Annotated in this window: 14 protein-coding genes and 1 tRNA gene; 7 read left to right on the top strand and 8 right to left on the bottom strand. The window is 56.4% G+C overall.

Features of this window, described 5'->3' with window-relative positions:
- Positions 1-8: 8 nt before the first annotated feature.
- From HWX74_RS08330 to HWX74_RS08340, 3 genes are all read right to left on the bottom strand, one after another.
- Positions 9-695, bottom strand: a complete 687-nt coding sequence (locus HWX74_RS08330) for a type II secretion system protein (RefSeq protein ID WP_176013101.1) — start codon at positions 693-695, stop codon at positions 9-11.
- Between the two features lie 79 nt (positions 696-774).
- On the bottom strand, positions 775-2,118 hold the full coding sequence (locus HWX74_RS08335; RefSeq protein WP_176013102.1) for a GntR family transcriptional regulator: 1,344 nt from the start codon (positions 2,116-2,118) through the stop codon (positions 775-777).
- A 231-nt stretch (positions 2,119-2,349) separates the two neighbouring features.
- Positions 2,350-2,426 (bottom strand) — tRNA-Arg (locus HWX74_RS08340).
- 207 nt (positions 2,427-2,633) lie between these two features.
- Between HWX74_RS08340 and HWX74_RS08345 the strand changes: the two genes are divergently transcribed.
- From HWX74_RS08345 to HWX74_RS08370, 6 genes are all read left to right on the top strand, one after another.
- Positions 2,634-2,942 (top strand): hypothetical protein, encoded by a 309-nt coding sequence (locus HWX74_RS08345; protein WP_176013103.1) that lies wholly within the window; start codon positions 2,634-2,636, stop codon positions 2,940-2,942.
- Between the two features lie 141 nt (positions 2,943-3,083).
- Positions 3,084-4,757: a glutamine--tRNA ligase/YqeY domain fusion protein gene (locus HWX74_RS08350; protein ID WP_176013104.1), complete on the top strand. Its 1,674-nt coding sequence runs from the start codon at positions 3,084-3,086 to the stop codon at positions 4,755-4,757.
- 102 nt (positions 4,758-4,859) lie between these two features.
- On the top strand, positions 4,860-6,998 hold the full coding sequence (locus HWX74_RS08355; RefSeq protein WP_176013105.1) for a glutamine synthetase III: 2,139 nt from the start codon (positions 4,860-4,862) through the stop codon (positions 6,996-6,998).
- Positions 6,999-7,268: 270 nt separating this feature from the next.
- A complete protein-coding gene (locus tag HWX74_RS08360; RefSeq protein WP_176013106.1) occupies positions 7,269-8,555 on the top strand; it encodes an ATP-dependent 6-phosphofructokinase in 1,287 nt (428 codons plus the stop codon).
- A gap of 203 nt (positions 8,556-8,758) precedes the next feature.
- Positions 8,759-9,541 carry an IclR family transcriptional regulator gene (locus tag HWX74_RS08365; protein WP_176013107.1) on the top strand — a complete coding sequence of 261 codons (783 nt, stop codon included), beginning with the start codon at positions 8,759-8,761 and terminating at the stop codon, positions 9,539-9,541.
- Positions 9,542-9,570: 29 nt separating this feature from the next.
- Positions 9,571-11,619 (top strand): pyruvate formate lyase family protein, encoded by a 2,049-nt coding sequence (locus HWX74_RS08370; protein ID WP_176013108.1) that lies wholly within the window; start codon positions 9,571-9,573, stop codon positions 11,617-11,619.
- Between the two features lie 126 nt (positions 11,620-11,745).
- Here HWX74_RS08370 and HWX74_RS08375 read toward each other — a convergent pair whose 3' ends face one another.
- Both HWX74_RS08375 and HWX74_RS08380 read right to left on the bottom strand, forming a co-directional pair.
- Positions 11,746-14,190, bottom strand: coding sequence for a DUF4091 domain-containing protein (locus tag HWX74_RS08375; RefSeq protein ID WP_176013109.1), 2,445 nt, complete (start codon positions 14,188-14,190; stop codon positions 11,746-11,748).
- Positions 14,191-14,343: 153 nt separating this feature from the next.
- Complete coding sequence (locus HWX74_RS08380) at positions 14,344-15,054, bottom strand: prepilin-type N-terminal cleavage/methylation domain-containing protein (RefSeq protein WP_176013110.1); 711 nt, start codon at positions 15,052-15,054, stop codon at positions 14,344-14,346.
- Between the two features lie 50 nt (positions 15,055-15,104).
- On the opposite strand from HWX74_RS08380, the gene HWX74_RS08385 reads away from it, so the two are divergent.
- Positions 15,105-15,485 (top strand): hypothetical protein, encoded by a 381-nt coding sequence (locus tag HWX74_RS08385; protein WP_176013111.1) that lies wholly within the window; start codon positions 15,105-15,107, stop codon positions 15,483-15,485.
- On the opposite strand, the gene HWX74_RS08390 is transcribed toward HWX74_RS08385, so the two are convergent.
- Genes HWX74_RS08390 through HWX74_RS08400 form a run of 3 tightly spaced genes read right to left on the bottom strand, consistent with a single transcriptional unit; the run spans position 15,480 to position 18,894 of the window.
- Positions 15,480-17,150, bottom strand: a complete 1,671-nt coding sequence (locus HWX74_RS08390) for a hypothetical protein (protein ID WP_176013112.1) — start codon at positions 17,148-17,150, stop codon at positions 15,480-15,482. The two genes, HWX74_RS08385 and HWX74_RS08390, sit on opposite strands and share 6 nt — an antisense overlap.
- 23 nt (positions 17,151-17,173) lie before the next feature.
- A complete protein-coding gene (locus tag HWX74_RS08395) occupies positions 17,174-17,878 on the bottom strand; it encodes a prepilin-type N-terminal cleavage/methylation domain-containing protein (protein ID WP_176013113.1) in 705 nt (234 codons plus the stop codon).
- Positions 17,879-17,889: 11 nt separating this feature from the next.
- On the bottom strand, positions 17,890-18,894 hold the full coding sequence (locus HWX74_RS08400) for a LacI family DNA-binding transcriptional regulator (RefSeq protein ID WP_176013114.1): 1,005 nt from the start codon (positions 18,892-18,894) through the stop codon (positions 17,890-17,892).
- Between the last annotated feature and the right edge of the window lie 193 nt (positions 18,895-19,087).

The raw sequence follows: 19,087 nt of genomic DNA on the forward strand, positions 1-19,087 counted from the left end.
CCACCGTCTTACCAGAGTGGATTCGGCCAATCGAAAAATCCATAGTCCCGATTCAGCACGGTATCGTCCAATGGCCGCAAATCGACCGTGGCGGCATGGCCGTCGACAAAAGAGTTATTGGTTTTCCGGGAATGCCATAATTTCGTTGTGGTGTCGATTGCCGCATCGCGTAATGATGTATTGGCGACATCAAACAGGAAACGATTGGCCCAGCCTCCTTTGCCATCCATCAGCGTCACCATCGTGGCCGGAGAAGGACAGGCCGACAGTTTGCGCGGCCGGACATTCTGGTCGCCGCTGGTCTGATAGACGTACATATTGCCGAGTCGGTAATTGTACATGTAGCTGATTCCCCCTTTGCGTTCGGCGTCGGCTCCGGCATCTTCCCCGCAGATGAACATCCGCCCATTTTTCGTCCAGTCGATATTCCACGGCGTTCCTGTCACATACTCGAAAAATTGAACCACATAGAGATCGTTGACGCCGTCATTCACCCCCAGGGCCAACGGCATATAATCATCGCTGTCTTCCGAATACAGAAACATGCCCAGTGAAATTTGCTTGTGGTTGCTGATGCAGTGTACCTGCTTGGCCATTTTTTTCGCCCGTGCCAATGCCGGCAGCAACATACTGGCGAGAATAGCTATGATTGCAATTACGACCAGCAATTCAATCAATGTAAATTTTTTTCTCATTTTTAAATTTTCCTTTCACTGTAAGTAATTAACGGGAACCGAATTTTTTCTCTTAAGTTTTCACAAAAACAATTCTTTGTTATGTCGGCAGCCAGATGCTCTTCATCTTCTCGTCCATGCACTGGGCGATGTCGTCGAGCGCTTCACCGTAAAATTTATAACGTTCGAACAACGTCGACAGCGCCGAAGTCAATTCCGGCGACAACAGCTTGATTGAAATGGTCCGGTCGCCTTTTTCCGGGAAAAATTCGAGATAATCCTCCCGGGTCACCCACGGATGGTCGGCCGGCTTCATATCGCGCCGCACCGACACGCAGCCGGTGCAATCGGCCAGGCATTTCTGCAGCGGCTTGGAAACCAGAACCTTGATAAATTCCCAAATCCGCCGCTGTTCATCCTCGGTCACCCCGGGATACATGAAGGTCCGCAGCGAAAACAACCGGTGCTGGCAGATTTTCCGGCCGTCGAGCCGGTTGGCGACGATCCGCAACTCCTCCGGTTTCAGTTTGAATTTGCCCCCCATCTGTCGGCTGATCCAGGTTCCCATCATCAGGCAGACACCTTCTTCGCCGCGGAAAAAACCGCAACTGGTATCCGGCAGCAGCGTGTGGCTGCCCATGATGTGCAATCCCCGCCTGCCTGCGTCGGTATTGAAAAATGGCAGCCGCAGCAGCTCCTCCCGGCTGCGCCGCTCATTGATCACCAGCGGCAGAATCCGGGAAAAAGCGAACTGAAAATTCCACAACGCATGGATTTGCCAATGCTCGCTGGCCGGGCAGCAGCCGAATTTCCGGCACTGTTCGAGGTATTGGTCCCACCAGCGCAAATCAGTGAATTCCAGCTCCCGGTCGAAATCGATCCGCTTCATGAATTGCGGATTGATTGCCGGCTGGTAGAGAAAGGTGTAATAGGGAATCCGGACGGAACGAAACCCGAGGTCATATTCATTGAGTTGTTCGATGGTCTCGCCATAGTCGGCAAAATTGGCATAATCCATCAAATTGCCCGGAAAAGTATTCCAGTCATCCTGGGCGATGACGGCGAAACGCTTTTCCGCCGACAACACCGGTTCGGCGAAATTTTCCAGCACGAAATCGCGCAGATTGACCTCCAGGTAAAGCTGCCGCTTTTCCAGCTCGCGGTTCAGCTCCTCCTGGAATTGCCGCAGCGGATAGAAACTGCCGCAGTCCATGAAAAAATCGACCGCCAGCCGGGAGCGCCCCTTCAGGAAGGCGCCGTTGCCGTGCACAATCTCGATGACGCCTTCCCGTTCCAGATTTTTCAACGCCTTCTGCGTACTGGCATAACTGCCGTCGCAAATCTGGCAGAACTGCGGCACCGAAGGCAGCCGGTCGCCCGGCTTCAAGGCGCCGCTGTTCTGAGCGTCCTGGATGTATTTGCGGATTCGTTCACCGATCGTCATGGCTGCTCCCAGTATTATTATCTAGATATCTAGATATCATCGTTATTGAAATAGTTTAGCAAAAAATCGGCAAAAAGTCAATAGCTGTCCGAAAAAAAATCGAAAAAAAATCGAAATGCCGGACCGATTCTCCGTCCGGACCGGCGGAAACGCTGCCGCAGGGATTTTCGAACGGTTGCAGAGAAGTCCCGCTTCCTCTTTAATTTCGAAAGTTCGACGAAGGATCAAGGTTGGTACCCCGGGCGGGAGTCGAACCCACGACCACCTGATTAGAAGTCAGGTGCTCTATCCATCTGAGCTACCGGGGCACTCGGGCAAGGCTACAATATGACACATTTTCCGGAAAATACAATTTTCAAATCCATTTTTCCGGCCGGGTGCCGCCGGATTCCGCCGGACACAAAACGGACACTATTTCAACCGGCCGGCCGGAAGCGATTTGTGTTCCGCGAAAAGTTGAAGTATATTATTGGAATTCAATTGCAATAAAAAAGCATGAAAGTGGGTTTTCCGCTATGGATATTTCGATTTTCGAGACGGTGATGATGGTTTGTTTCGGCTTCAGCTGGCCGTTCGCCATCCTGAAAACCATCCGGACCAAAAATCCGGCCGGTAAAAGTCTCGGTTTCAGCGTGCTGGTGCTGATCGGCTATTTTGCCGGGATTCTTTACAAGTACCTCGGCCGCTTCGATTATGTTTTTTTCCTCTACGTCATCAACTTCCTGATGGTCGGCACCGATCTGGTGTTGACCCTTTATTATGCCAGAATGCTCCAGATCCGACAACTTACGGTCGCCCGCGCAGTTGCCGCCGGCGACCGTTAATTCCGTGTGTTTCCTCTGGCTGTTCACCGGCGGTTCCGGGAAGGGTGCCCGGCATGCCACGGTTGAAAAAAAGTGAAAACAGCGTTATCTTAGTTGACGATATTGACTTAACTGTAATTTAGGCTTGGAGAATTTATCATCATGAGCGACAATGCGGCACCGGCGACCAATTTCATCCGGGAAATGGTCGTCAAGGATCTGGAAAATAACAAACACGGCGGCCGGGTCGAAACCCGCTTTCCGCCGGAACCCAACGGCTATTTGCATATCGGCCATGCCAAAGCCATCTGCCTGGATTTCGGCATCGCGGCGGAATTCGGCGGCGCCTGCCATCTGCGCATGGACGACACCAATCCGACCAAGGAGGATATGGAGTATGTCGAAGCGATCAAGAACGACATCCACTGGCTGGGGTTCGATTGGGGGGAGCACCTCTATTTCGCTTCCGATTATTTTGAAAAGATGTACGAATGCGCCGTCGAGCTGATCAAGCGCCGGCTGGCCTATGTTTGCGACCTGACGCCGGAAGAGTGGGAAAAATACCGCGGCAACCTCTATGAACCGGGCCTCGAATCGCCTGGACGCAGCCGGTCGGTCGAAGAAAATCTCGATCTCTTCGCCCGGATGCGGGCCGGCGAATTTGCCGACGGCGAAAAGGTGCTGCGGGCCAGAATCGACATGGCCTCTCCGAATATCCATATGCGCGACCCGGTCATTTACCGGATCCGCCGCGCCCACCATTTCCGCCAGGGCGACCAATGGTGCATTTACCCGATGTACGATTTCGCCCATTGCCTGGAGGACGCCATCGAACAGGTCACCCATTCGCTCTGCACGCTGGAATTTGAGATCCACCGGCCGCTTTACGACTGGGTGCTGGAAGCGCTGGAGTGGCCGGACCGGCCGGAACAGACGGAATTCGCCCGGCTCAATTTGACTTATACGGTGATGAGCAAGCGCAAGCTGCTGCAGTTGGTCAAAGAACATCACGTCGACAACTGGGACGATCCGCGGATGCCGACGCTGTCCGGCCTGCGGCGGCGCGGCTATACGCCGGAAGCGATCCGGAAATTCTGCGAAATGATCGGCATTACCAAATTCAACAGCGTCACCGATGTCGCGTTGCTGGAATATTGCGTCCGCGAGGATTTGAACAAACGCTCCGGCCGCTATCTGGCGGTGATGGAGCCGCTGAAAGTGACGCTGGAAAATTATCCGGCCGGTAAAATCGAATATCTGGAGGCGGTCAACAATCCGGAGGACCCGGAGGCCGGCACCCGCCAGGTACCGTTCGGACGCGAATTGTACATCGACCGGGCCGATTTTATGGAAGAGCCGCCGAAAGGGTTCTTCCGGCTGGCGCCCGGCAAGGAAGTCCGGCTCCGCTACGGCTATTTCATCAAATGCAACGAGGTGGTCAAAGATGCCGATGGCAGAATTATCGAGTTGAAATGCACTTATGATCCGGAAACCCGCGGCGGCAACGCGCCGGACGGCCGGAAAGTCAAAGGCACCATCCACTGGGTGGCGGCGGCGGCCGCCCGGAAAGCCGAAGTCCGGTTGTATGACCGTTTGTTCAACGTCGAAAATCCCGGCGCCGACGGTGTCGACTTTTTGACCCAGCTCAATCCGGATTCCAAGCGGGTGGCCGAGTGCCTGATTGAACCGGCGCTGGCCGCCTGCCCGGTCGGCAGCCATGTGCAGTTCGAGCGGCAGGCCTATTTCTACGTCGATCCGGACAGTACGGCGGACAGGATGGTGTTCAACCGGACAGTGACGCTCAAAGATTCCTGGGCCAGGCAGAACAAGCGGTAATCCGGCGACGGCCGGATTGGTGAATTTAAACAGGATTACAAAGATAGAAAGTTGTCATTCCCCGGCCGAACGGCCGGAGGTGACCGGAGGCAAACACCCAGCATGACTAGCTCAGCCAGAAAGCGTGCGGTCTGGTCGATCGCATCCCAACCGTTCACGGTTCCGGAGTTGGTGAAAGAAGATTTGATCAAGGAAGTTTACGGCAAGGATGTTTTTTCCCTGTCGGTCATGAAAGAATATCTGCCGAAACACTCCTTCCTGAAACTCCAGCATACCATCAAAGACGGCATGGCGCTCGACCCGGCCATCGCCGACGACGTCGCCAACGCGATGAAGCAGTGGGCGCTCAAGCAGGGAGCTTCGCACTATACGCACTGGTTCCTGCCGCTGACCGGTTCCACCGCCGAAAAACACGATTCCTTCGTCGAACCGGACGGCCAGGGCGGCATCGTCATGAATTTTTCCGGCAAAAACCTGATCGTCGGCGAACCGGACGCTTCGAGTTTTCCGTCCGGCGGTTTGCGTTCCACCTTCGAAGCGCGCGGTTATACCGCCTGGGACCCGACCAGTCCGGCTTTTATCAAGCGCGGCCGCAACGGCGCGACGCTGTGCATTCCGACGGCGTTCTGTTCCTATACCGGAGAGGCGCTGGACAAAAAAACGCCGCTGCTGCGTTCCATTCAGGCGGTCGGCAGACAAATCTCCCGGATTCTGCATTGCTTCGGCGAATCGGTCGACGCCAAACCGGAGGTGACGCTCGGCACTGAGCAGGAGTATTTCCTGATCGACAAGCGGCTGTACAGTTGCCGGCCGGATCTGGTGCAGTGCGGCCGGACTCTGTTCGGCGCGCCGCCGCCGAAACACCAGCAGCTCGACGACCATTATTTCGGTGCGATCAAACCGCGGGTGCTGGCTTTCATGACGGAAGTCGACCTGGCGTTGTGGCGGCTCGGCATCCCGGCCAAGACCCGCCACAACGAAGCGGCACCGGCCCAGTTCGAAGTCGCCTCAATGCACGAGGAGCTCAATCTGGCGGTCGACCACAATATGCTGACGATGGAAATTCTGCAGTTGATCGCCGACCGGCACGGCTTTGTCTGTTTGCTGCATGAAAAACCGTTCGCCGGCATCAACGGCTCCGGCAAGCACAACAATTATTCGATCGGCGCCGGCCGGCTGAATTTCCTTAACCCGGGCAGCAATCCGCATGAGAACGCCATCTTCCTGACGACGCTGTGCGCCATCATTCAGGCGGTCGACCGGCACGGCGACCTGTTGCGGGCGGCGACCGCCGGCGTCGGCAACGATTACCGGCTCGGCGCCAGTGAAGCGCCGCCGCCGATCATTTCGATCTTCCTCGGCGAGCAGTTGACCGACGTCATCGAACAGATCGAGCACGGCGGCGCCACTTCGTCGAAGAAAGGCGATTTCATGCGCATCGGCGTCGACGCGCTGCCGCCGCTGCCGCGCGACACCACCGACCGCAACCGGACCAGCCCGTTCGCCTATACCGGCAACAAATTCGAATTCCGGGCCCCCGGTTCCAGCCACTCCTGCGCCGGTTCCAATATCGTGCTCAATCTGATCGTCGCCGAAGCGCTGGACGAAATCGCCACCACGCTGGAAACCGCCCCCCCGACCGAGTTCCATGATGTGCTGCAGAAAAAGCTGCAGTCGATCATCAAAACCCACAAACGGATCATTTTCAACGGCGACAATTACCATCGCGACTGGATTTCAGAGGCGGAAAAACGCAGTTTGCCGCATTACCGGACGACGCCGGAAGCGCTGGCGCGCTTCATCACGCCGGAAAACATCGCCTTGTTCGAAAAATATCAAGTCTTGTCCAGAGCCGAACTGCTCTCCCGCTACGAAGTTTTCATGGATGACTTCCGGACCCGGACCAAAATCGACGGGGAGTTGGCCTTGAGCCTGGCCCGGACCATCATTTTCCCGGCGGTCAGCAAGCAACTGGGCCGTTACGGCCACGATGCCGGCGCACTGCAGCGGGCCGGGCTGACGGCCGAGGTCCAGCAGGAGATGATGACCCGGATCAACCGGGAATTTCAGGAAGCCAGCCAGGCGGCCAACGCGCTGGAACAAATATTGATCGATTTCGACGCGCAACAGGTCATCATGGCGCTGCAGCGCCTGCGCCGCAGCGTCGACAAGCTGGAAAAGCTGATCGACGACGACTTGTGGGCGCTGCCGAAATATCGCGAGATGCTGTTTCTCTATTGAAATCGCCATATCGTTTTCTGCCGCCATTCCGGCGTCTGCCGTCCGGGATGGCGGTTGTCCTTTTCATTTTCAAACGAATCGTTCCGCCGCCGGGATGCAAGCGATTGTGGCCGGTCGGTTCCGTTTTGATTTCCTTTCCGTTCGAACCGGACGCCGTACCGGGAATTGATATTTTTTTATCCAATCCGCCGCTGGAAAAAGGGGAAATTTATGATAAATTACAGGAATGATTTTGTACTGGGATCCCAGACCTGGAGGTTGTAAAGGATTATGGACTACCGTGAATTTACTGTCGAACAACTCGGAGACGCGAAAATCACCTCGCCGATCCGCAAAGCCAATTTCATTTCCGACAATGCCCGGATCGTTCACGCGGCAGAATCTTCCGAAATAACCGAACTGGTCAAAAGCGGCGCTCCGCTGCCGTCCTTCGAGCTGGCCGGACCGCGGGAGAAAATTTTCCACGATCCATCCTGGTGCAAGGCGGCGATTCTGACTGCCGGCGGCCTCTGTCCGGGGTTGAACAATGTCATCAAAGGGTTGACCCGGACGCTGAAGCTGCAATACAATGTGCCGATGGTTTACGGCATCAAATACGGCTACCGCGGCCTGATTCCGAGCTTTCACCTCCAGCCGGAAATTCTGACCGAAGACAGCGTCGACGACATCCATGAGAGCGGCGGTTCGGTGCTCGGTTCCAGCCGCGGCCGCCAGGATGAAGATGAGATGGTCGACACGCTGGTGCGGATGAATATCAACATGCTGTTCTGTATCGGCGGCGACGGTACCTTGCGCTGCGCACACGACGTCGCCAACGTCATCAAGCGGCGCAAGCTCTCGATCAGCGTCGTCTGCATCCCCAAAACGATCGACAACGACGTCTGCTTTATCGACAAGTCCTTCGGGTTCGAAACCGCCGTCTATGCGACCAACTCGGTGATCACCGCCGCCAACAACGAAGCGAAGGGCGCTTACAACGGCATCGGGCTGATCAAAGTGATGGGACGCGACAGCGGCTTTATCGCCGCTTATGCGACGCTGGCCAACTCCCACGTCAACTACTGCCTGGTGCCGGAAACGCCGATCATCCTCGACGGCAACGGCCGTGACGCGCTGCTGCCGCATCTGGAACACCGGCTGGCCAAGAAGCACCACGCGGTCATCATCGTCGCCGAAGGGGCCGGACAGGATCTTTTCCTCAAAACCGATCAGCGGACCGACGCTTCCGGCAACATCCTGCATGACGACATCGGCTTGCTGCTGAAAGACCGGATTTGCGAATATTTCAAGCAGCGCGACATCGAATTGAATTTGAAATACTTCGATCCGAGCTACATGATCCGTTCGCTCGCCGCCAACGGCACCGATGCGGTGTTCTGTTCAATGCTGGCCCAGAACGCGGTCCACGCCGCGATGGCCGGCAAAACCGACATCGTCATCGGCCACTGGCACGACCACTTTACGCACGTGCCGATCGCTCTGGCTTCCAAACAGCGCAAAAAAATCGACCTCAAAAGCCAGTTGTGGAACAACGTCAAGTCTTCCACCTGTTACTGACCGGCCGAAAATCAACCGATCTTGCCGATACCGCTTCAAAACCGAAGCGGTATTTTTTTATCTCCAGCCTCCGGACGGGGTGGCGGGAAGCGATCCTGTTTTTTTTTGACAGATTTTACTCCGGAGTTCTTGACAAGGCAAAATCGCTCTGTATAATATATATATTCTGATAAAATAAATATATTTCAAATAAGAGGAAATTTATGTCATCCCACGCTCCGGCAGTGAAATCGGCTCTGATCATTCTGGAATATATGAGCGACGTGCAGCGACCGCTGTCAATTGCGGAGCTCAGTCGGGAAACCGGCATCAACAAAAATATGATTTCCAGAATATTAAGTGAATTGATCGAACAGCGGTGGGTCAGCCGTGACGAGGAAGCCGCGACTTTCCGGATTACCCTGCAGCCCTTTCAGATTTTCAGCCGGATTCTGTCCGGCATGACCCTTCATACGCTGGCCATCCCCGTCATCAAAGCGATCTGGCAGCAAACCAAAGAGAGCACTCAGTTGGCCATTTTGAAGGACAACCGGGCATTCTATATTCAACAACTGGATTCGACCCGGATGGTCCGGGTCGCCAGCGCCGTCGGCGGCAATTATCCGCTGCACTGCACGGCGCCGGGCAAAGTATTGCTGGCCTGGGCGGCGGAAGATGACCGGCATGAGCTCCTCAGCGGGGAACTTGTCGCTTACACGGCCAATACCATAACCGCACCGGCGGCACTGCGCCGCGAACTGGAAACGGTCCGCCGGCAGGGTTATGCGCTGGACCGGGAGGAATTCAGCCGCGGAATTGTCTGCTGCGCCGCTCCGGTTTTCGATTATACCGGTTCGCTGCAGGGGGCGGTCGGCATTTCATCTTCCACGGTTTACGGTTCGGCGGCCGAACTGTTCGAGCGGTTCGGCCAACTGGTAATCAACGGCGCCAATCAAATTTCCAGCCAGCTCGGCTGGCAGGACAGGAACAATCATTTCTCCCAATGATCCTCCGGATCAAACCAAAGGAGTCAGCGATGAATCATCGTCTTGAACAAATCGTCAAACGTTTCCAGCAGCGCCCGGCCGCCTGGGAAATTGCCGACAAACAACAATTGAACGGTATCTTTCAACGGATTGCCGCCAAAAGCCGCACCGCTCCGCCCGTCGTTAAAATGGCGGATTACCTGGGAGCTGCCGCCCGGGAACTGCCGGTCCGCATCCAGGAATACGAATTGATTGTCGGCAGCGATATCTATGAAATCGACTGCTGCTGCGAGTACGGTTTTTTCCCCAACGGCGGTCATTATTCGGCCGATTACCGGCTGCCTCTGCAAGTCGGCCTCGGCGGTATGATCGCCCGGATCGACGCCATTGAACCGTCCACGCCTGAAACCGCAACCAACCGAAAAGCCATGCTGCACGCCTGGCGGAGTCTGTCGCTCCTGATTGAACGCTACGCGGACGAAGCGGCAAATCTGGCAGAACAGGAGAACTGCCGGGACCGGCAAGTCGAATTGCGGCAGATTGCCGAAAATTGCCGGCGGCTTATCCTCGATAAACCGGAAACATTTCATCAAGCTCTGCAATTGACTTACTTCATCCAAATTTTCCTGCATCTGGAAGGGTTGGGCAGCAACAGCATGTCGTTCGGCCGGCTGGACCAGTTCCTGTATCCATTCTATCGCCGGGACCGGCAGTGCGGCCGCCTGACCGTGGAGCAGGCCGAGGAGCTGTGGATGTGTTTTGCGGAAAAAGTTTCTTATTGCGACTGCTCGCAGAACCTGGTTCTGGGCGGTTACGACACCAATGGCCGGGAGGCCGGCAACGAACTGAGCTGCCTGATCATGCGGGCGCAGGCGGCAGTAAAGATGCGTCAGCCGTCGCTTTCGCTGCGGGTCACGCCGCAAACCGGCGACGAGGCCTGGGCGGCGGCCTTGACTCTGGCGGCCGGCGGCTTCGGCATGCCGTCATTTTTCAATGATCCGGTAGTCATCAAGGCTCTGGAAAATACCGGAGCGGAAAAAACGGATGCCTGCCATTATGCCATCATCGGCTGTTATGAAGCGAACGTGCAAGGCTGCACCTATGGGCAGACGACCGCGCTCGAACTCTCCCTGCCGGCTGTTCTGCTGGATTTCCTGAAAGAGCGGCAAGCCCGGCAATTTGATGATTTCGACACTTTTCTGGCGGCGTGGAAACAATTCTTTATCGAGCGTTATGAACAGCATTATCTGCCCGGCTACCAGCTTATCCGGGAACGCTACGCCACTCAATCGGCCTCGCCGTTCCTGGCCGGAATCCTGGCCGACTGCGGCCACTCCGGCCGGCTGCCGGAACATTACGGCGCCAAGTACAACTGGTTCGGCCTGAACATCCTCGGCTTCGGAACGCTGGCCGACAGCTTCTACGTCATCAAAAAGCTGGTGTTCGACACCGGCGCTTTTGAACTAGCCGAGCTGATTGAACAGGTCAGACTGAATTTCCCCGACGAGTCATTCTATCAGCGCTGCCGCAACTTGCCCGGCAAATACGGCACCGGCAACCCGGAAAGCGATGAACTGGCCCGCGGTCTGTCCGGCTTTATCGCTCAGGTCGTTTTGCCGCGAAAACTGAACCATGATGTTCAGCTCAGTCCCTCCCTGTTCCGTTTCCTGAGCGACGTCTATGCCGCGGAGATCCCGGCAACGCCGGACGGCCGCCGGCTGGGTGAAAGGGTTTCGTACGGTGCGGCTCCGACCGAATCGGCCGGCGCGACTCCTACGTCACTGCTGAGGTCGGCCGCCAACTTACGGACGGACCTGTATGCCAACGGCACTCCGATTTCGCTGACCTTTCCGCCGGAACTTCTGGCCGACGCAACCGGCCGCCGGCAAACCCGGTCGCTGATTGAAGCTTTTTTCGCGCAGGGCGGGTTCCATCTGCAATTGAGCCTGCAGGACGCGGATATTCTGCGCGAAGCCCGGGCTTGCCCGGAGCAGCACCGGGATTTACTGATCCGGATCAGCGGACACAGCAATTATTTCGTCGTGCTTGACGATACGCTGCAGCAGGCACTGATTGAACGGGCTGCGCTCGGCCGGTAACATTCACACCGCAAAACTCCGGGGCCTTTCAAGCCCCGGAGTTCCGACCGGTTACGACAGACGGTAAAAGTCCGTTCCGGCCGGATCCTGGCAACGGATCCGGATCGAATCGCGGGACGGCAGATGTCAGCGGGAATTGCCGTAACGGGCCAGCAGTTCGCCGATCTGCCGCCGCCGCCGCAGTATTTCCCGGCTGTCGCGGGTATATTCGGTATCCGAGCGGATGAAATCCCAATCGGGAGCCAGCAACTTCTCCGCCTGTTCGAGATCGCCGTCCGCCATCTTCACCGCGCCGGCTTTCGCTTGGGCGACCAGCGATTCCAGCAGTTGCAGATATTCATAATCTTCGAGTCCGTCGCGGAGGAATTTAAGCCGCAGCGACGGCACCGCGCCGCCCGGCACCGGATAGAGCAGCATGCCGTCGCCGTTGAAATCGGCCCAGCTTTTGCCGTTCATATTGGTATACGGCCCGCCCCGGAGCGGTTCCGGCCACGGATGGTTTTCCAATATTTCAGTAGTGCCGTCCGCCCCGGTCCGGGTCTGGTTGGTCCGCCAGAAGGTCAACTGGTAGTAGAGCAGGCCGTCGCTGTGGAATTGGCGCGCCATGAAGCCGGGCAGCAGCCGGGTGCCGGTCGCCGGACATTCGATCATGAAATTGGCGCTCGGCGGCACCGGGAAGCAGCAGACGTAGTACCAGATTTCCCGGCCGCGCTGCCGGGCGGCTTCCGCTTCCGCCGTCGTATCCAGGTAGACCGGCGTCAGCGGCACCCAGATGTCGATCAACTCGTCCAACCGGCTGTCCGGCCCGAAGGAGTGGTCGTAGGCGGTGGTCATCGTCCGCAGTTTCGGATATTCGGCCCGGATTGCCCCGAATACGTCGTGCATCAGCGCGAAGCCTTCCGGCGAAACCTCGTCGAAGCCGTAGATATAAACGTTGTCCCACCAGTCGTTGCGCTCGACGGCCGGCAGGATTTTCCGCAGTTTGGGCAGAGCGTCCAGGCCGTGGACGTAGAGCAGATTGACCATCGTATTGCGGTTGTCCAGCCGCTCCTGCAATTCCCGTTCGGTCGGCACCGTATTGCGGTACAGATTGTCGGTCGGGACGCGATGGGCGGCAATGATCGCTTCGCAGTTTTCGACGGCCAGCCGGATTTGCTCGGCGTTGCCGTCCAGTTCCGGCCGGTCGCCGGCCACATATTCCAGATACGCCTGATAGTCTTCCGGCGTCGCTTCCGGCGCCACCAGCGAATAAACGAAGTCGCCGTAACTGATCTCGTTGAACGCCAGCGGGAAGGAGTTCTTCTCCGGCAGGACGAACGGCCAGACTTCGATGGTCAGCGGGATTTGCAGCGGTTCGGCCAGCTGGTCGGCGGTGACGGTGATGATGCCGTCATAGAGGCCGGGCGGCTGGTCGGCCGGGGCGCGGACATCCAGCCAGACCGGCTGCCAGCGCTGTTTTTTGACCTCGAATTGCGGCAGGTAGTCGAGAAAGATATCCGGCGTCCAGCCGGTGTATTCCACCGGATAACACGGCTGGACCGTGTTGACGAAGCCGACCGGCGCAATGGCGATATTTCCGGCGTCCAGCACCGTGCCGTCGGCCTGCCGGAAGCTGTCCGCCCGTACCGATACGTTGGTCCAGTCTTCCTGCGGCATCAGGCAGAGTTGAATGCCTTCGGTCTCATTGGCGGCCAGGCTGAGCCGCCCCGGCGTCTTGCCGTCCAGGCCCTGTTCGGGGAACACCCGGGTGATGCCGTCCGCCCAGGCGGTCAATACGCCATCCGGCGAAGCGGCCAGTTCCGCCTGCGCGGCGATCAGGCCGCGCAGCCGTTCCAACTGCGGCAGCAATGACTGCAGCGCCACCTGCGCGGTATAACGCGGCGACGGCGCCCCGGCCTGTTTGAAGTCCGCCAGCGCCTCGGCATAGGCGGTTTCCACCGCTTCCCGGCGCTGCTGCAGTCCGGCGTCCGGACTGGCCGGCTGCCGGAGTGATTTTTCATAAGGGGTTTGCCATTCCGCCGCGGTTTTCAGGCGCTCCAGGTGCAATGGACCGTGCAGCGTCAGGTCGGCGAAACCGTATTGGCGCGGTTCTTTCGGGTCGGTCAGGAAGAAATGAAGCTCTTCGACCGGCAGCTCGGTGGTCAGGCGCCGATTGACCGGCAATGTCACGGTATTCCAGCCGGGGGATAATTTCAATGGCAGGTATGAACGGCTGCCGCCCTGGTTCAGGACGCACAATTGCAGGGTGTTGTCTTCGGTTGCCGCTGGGTTGTAAATTTTTACCGTCAGGCGGTCGTACAGAATCCAATTCTTCTCCGGCAGCGCTTCCCCGCGCAGAATCAGCGCCGGCCAGCGCTCTTCCCCGGCCTCGTAATCGACCAGGAAGCCGGCCGGCGCCTGATCGTCGTCCGCTGCCATCAATTCGCCCTTCGCCGCCCGCAGCGAAAGTTTTTCAATTGCGCCCGGCGACCGGAAATCATTGAGCACCAACGGATCTTCCGCCTGCAAAGCTCGCAGGGACACTGGCCCGGCAATCATCGTCAGCAACACCGCCAACCACCATCGTTTCATAATCTTCTCCCATGTTTCATGAAAATTACCGTCGGAAACGAGTCCGACTGTATTGTATTGCCAATTCGGACGAAAGCAAGAACGATCTCTTGCGATGTCCGAATTGGCATTTAGAATTCTGAAAAGGCATTCTGCCCGTTTATCCGGCTCCGGTCAATTGGTGTATTCCCTGACGACGCCGTCGACCACCAGCGTTGTGAAGTCGAGGTCGCGGAATTGTCCGACAGTCCGGGCTTCGGCGTGGCCGTCGGCGAAAGCGATATTGCCGGTACTGCCGTGATTGAGGCTGGCTGCCGCATTTTCCGATGCGGCAAGGGGATAGCAGTTGAAGTGTCCTCTGCCCTGCTCCGTCCCGGAAGCGATGAGGGTATCGATGAAGAGGGGAATTTCGGTCGGTTGTTTCATCTGGGAAAGAGCGTAAAAGGCGTACCACCAATTTGGATTGCCGAAAGAAGCGAAATTACCCCACTGTTCCTTGTGATCGTCATAGAAGGTCAAATTGTCTTTCAGGTTGAGAACTCCATAGGTCCGGTAAGGCGCCATCCCGTCATTCTGATAATCGAGTTGCTTGACCGACGGACAGAAAAATATCGCCGAGTCGACATATTGATTCTCGTAAAGTGCTTTGTTCCAGGTCAATTCAAGTTTTCCATCGTAGAAATAGGCCAGCATGACGTCCTGGCTGTCGTTGGCATAGAGCTGGACGCCGAGCATGTTCTGCTTCAAATTGTTGACGCAGGTGATGCTCAACGCCTTCTGTTTGGCCTTGCCCAAGGCCGGCAACAGCATGCTGGCAAGAATCGCAATGATCGCGATTACGACCAGTAATTCTATCAATGTAAAATTAAGAATCTTCTTTTTCATTTTTGTTTCCGTTCCTTTTTTGACGGTTTGAATTTCTTTCTCCGGGAAAATTGATCGATCAGTTCTTTGCTAGAGGAATAATAGCAAATTTTGAAGCCGAAGTCAACCCTTTCGAGATTTTATTCGGAAATTTTTTTCATCCTGCTTGTTCTACATTGCAACAAACCGTCTATCTCCCGGTGAAAATACGACGCTTTGCCAAGCGCTCTTCTTCCGGTGCAAAAACTCTGACGGCGCCGGGATATCCCGGCGCCGTCAGAGCGATCACCTCGGAAAAAGCGTTTCGGCTGATACCCGGAGGCGGAACAACGCCAAGTCTTCCACTCTTCCTCCCGTTACTGGCCGGCCGAAAGTCGCCGCTTCAACCGTTCCGGCAATCCGGAACGGTTTTCCTGCGCCTGGCGTTTCTGTACGACGGCCCGATGTTATAATTCGTCGACGGCCAGTTCATCAAAATCAGTGAAATCCCGTTCGTCAACGGCACCGGAGGTGCCGAAAAGCGGCAGCAGCTTGACGCTGCACGGCGGCACTTCGAGTGCCGCTTCGAAATGCAGCAGTCCGTCGTCGCTTCTTTCCGGTGCAATATAAAGCATCGAGCTGTCATCGTTGAATTTGCCGGCAGCGTCTTTCCAGCGGATCAGCAATGTCGCGTTTCCCTGCCCGTGGACTCTGGCTTTGCCGCGCACCAGATAACGCTTTCCGCTGGCGACCGGTACTTCCTGCAGCAGGCATCCGTCGGCAACACCGGCCAGCCGCATGGCGGCGGAGCCGTTCACCGTGCCATCGGCAACCACGGTGTAATCGCCATGGGATCGACCTTCCTGCTGCCAAAACCCCCAGTTTGATTTCGCCTTTTCCGGGGAGTCTGCAGCAAAATCTCCGCCGATCAGCAGATTTTTCAACGCAGAATGTTCCGGCGGCGCCGCCGGCACCGGCTCCATGACTTCACGAATGGTACGGGTCACGCCGGGGACGCTCTCTTCCCAGCGATTGCCGAAACCGTTCCGGTGCACCAATTCTTCCTGCCACGGTTCGAAATCGCAATCCCACCAGCGGCACTGTTCGCCCCAGGTCCAGTGGTATTCGTCGGAGACGGCGGCGGCATTGTGCAAGGCCCGGCGGAAAACCTCCAGCCGATTGGTTTCTGGTGCCGGCAGATACCACATCGATTCCGGCGGATGAACAAAGAAGGCATCCAGATAAATCGCCGGGGCCAACTGGGTTTGCCGACGATACTTCTCTCGATTCCTTTCGTCGATCAAAGCCGGCGCCAAACTTTTGACATCATAGAGCAGGCGGAAGAATTGTTCGGGTGTTGTCGCCCGGTAGCCGCCGTTTTCGTGGCCGTCGACCAGTTTCGCTTCCGGCGGCAGCACGTCGTAAACCCCATTGATGAAGGGAATGATCAACGCCTTTTGCAAATGTTCTTCCGGTTGGTCCGCATAGGCGCATCCCAAATTCATCGAAATCCAGAAAAACGACAGGATGGTGATGGCCGGATATTCGTGAAAAATCGCCTCGCCCCACTGCCTTCCCCGCCGCCGCGCCTGTTGCAGCGTCGCTTCGTAACTGTACGGCGAGCCGGGCGAATAGGAAAAAAGCGGCGTGTTGTATTGCTCCGGGTCGAAACAGATACCCTTCATGCCGGTCTCCCTGGCGATTTTCGCCATGATGGCGAAATTGTTGCAGACTGCCGACCAGGCCGCGTCATCGAACCAGTCGGCGACTCCCGGGCAAACGGTCGTCATCAGAAAATTATCGGTAAAACGTTTGAATGGAACTTGTTTGAGCGCTTCAATCTGTTCCCGGAAATATTCGTACCGCCACGGCACGGCGGAAAAAATGGTGTAGGGCTGACAATGAAATTCCCGGCCGTTTTCGGTCACGGTTGCTTCAAGTTTGATCCGGATGCCGTCGTACGGGGCGTCGGCTTCCATTTCACGGATATTATCACGCAGGAACTCCACCGAAGGCGTCGTCCAACTGCATTCAATCAATTTTTTACGGAGGCGCGGCAAAGAGAGCGCATCTCCGCTCCACAGGACGGCCGGAATGGCCAGTGTCACGATCAATGATAAAAACAGTTTGAAATTCATCGGTTGTTTCTCCTGCCGGTCGATCAGATTTCCGGGGCGATTTCGAAAGTTCCATCATCAATGTCGCCGACATGCCCATCGGCAAACAACGCATTCATCTTCCGGTTGTGCGCGCCGTAATTGCCGACGGAAAGTTTACCGGTATTCAACGCGTACATTTCACCGTCCACCCAGACCGCATCCGGCCTGGTCGCCGAGAAAAACCCCCAATTGTCGCCGGCCACGGCGGTGCCGGCCGGATTGTTGAGGTTGGAGAGTTTGGCGATACAATGTTCTTCCTGGCCTTTGACCAGAAGAACATTTTCACCGGCCGGCGTGCCGAGGAAAGGGTTATAACCGTAACTCAGCGTCAGCCTGGCATACCACCAGGCATCCTTATGCTGGCTGTCGCTACCGCAGAGGAAAAGATTTTTGGCGCCGCCCGGATTGTTGTCGGTGACCCGGGCCAATTCCTTCAGCAGGATGTCGGTCCAGCCGACCAGATCGCACGGCTGGTTGTTGTCGAACAGGCGATAACCGTTGGTAAAGCCGGCGAGCAATTGATCGTTGTTGTCATCGGCGTAAAAATGCCAGCCGAGCCCGATCTGCTTTAAATTGGATTTGCATTTGATCATCTGGGCGGCGGCTTTGGCTTTCCCCAGCGCCGGAAGCAACATGGAAGTAAGAATTGCTATAATAGCAATTACGACGAGCAACTCTATCAATGTGAATTTATGCGGTCCTGTCATTTTTTTCTCCTTCAATGATTGGGGGTTGTTTGACGAGGAAAATATTCGGTTTGAAAAACTTCATGAATTTTTTCCCGGGAAGGGTGCTCAATCGAACCGGTCAAAAGCTCGACTGCCCGGGCGTGGAACTTCGCGCTGTCCAGCCCGATGGTGGAAATGAAATCGTAACTCGGATCGTTATCATAACCGACGATTGCCACTTCATCCGGCACCGGAATGCCGCGGTACTGCAATTCCCGGTACAACCAGTTCGCCACCACATCATTGGAGCAGATGACCGCATCAAAACAGCCGGGCCGGCAGGATTCCAGCCAGCGCCGCAAATCATAATAATCGCCGACGAGGTGAATCCGTTTCGCCTCATAGACACCGGCCAGTTCCAATTCCTCACGGAGAAGCGGCAATGACGGATTGGCCGCAACACCGCAATAAGCGATCCGGGAGCGCCCTGAGGCCAGTAAACTCCGGACCGCGCACCGGATTCCCGTTCGCCGCTGCAGCCCCAACAGCGGCACATCGCGGCGTTCGACCTCGATGTAATGGCCGAAGAACAAATACGGCAAATTGATCTTTTCCAACAGTTCATTGAAGTCATTCCCATGATAACCATAGAAAATGATACCGTCGGTCAAATTCGGATTGACAATTTCGCGACACTGCGTTTTGAGATCGGTACCCGGCCAGGCATATTCCAGCTTCATGGCAAAACCGCGTTCACGGATCGCGCAGGAAATTTGCTGCAGCGACTCCGCCCCGAGGAACGGCGGATGGAATTCCATCCCGAACCCGCCCTCGCGCAGCAAAGGATAAGCCACCACCGTGATAACCTGTGTACGCCGGCTTTTCAGCCAGCGGGCCGAATAATTCGGCCGGTAAGCCATTTCACCGGCGCAAGCCAGAATCCGCTGCCGGGTTTTTTCCGAGACACGACAGTTGCTTTTGCCGTTCAATACCGCCGATACGGCTTGATGCGATACGCCGGCCCGCAAGGCTATGTCTTTGATCGTTACCGCCATCTTTCCGCCGATTTCTCTCTCTTTCTTTTGATTGCACCTGCTACCAATTGTTTTTAGTATAGCAAATTTTTTGTTTTTTGTCAAGAGGCAAAGCCGGAAAATCGAAAATAAATCGATGATTTCCGCCGATTCCGCCGATTGCCCTTCCGTCGGCAGGGCCGCCGGAGCGGAAAGACAGCCGCGATGACCGCGT

It is taken from the genome of Victivallis sp. Marseille-Q1083 (assembly GCF_903645315.1).
Classification (GTDB): Bacteria; Verrucomicrobiota; Lentisphaeria; order Victivallales; family Victivallaceae; genus UMGS1518.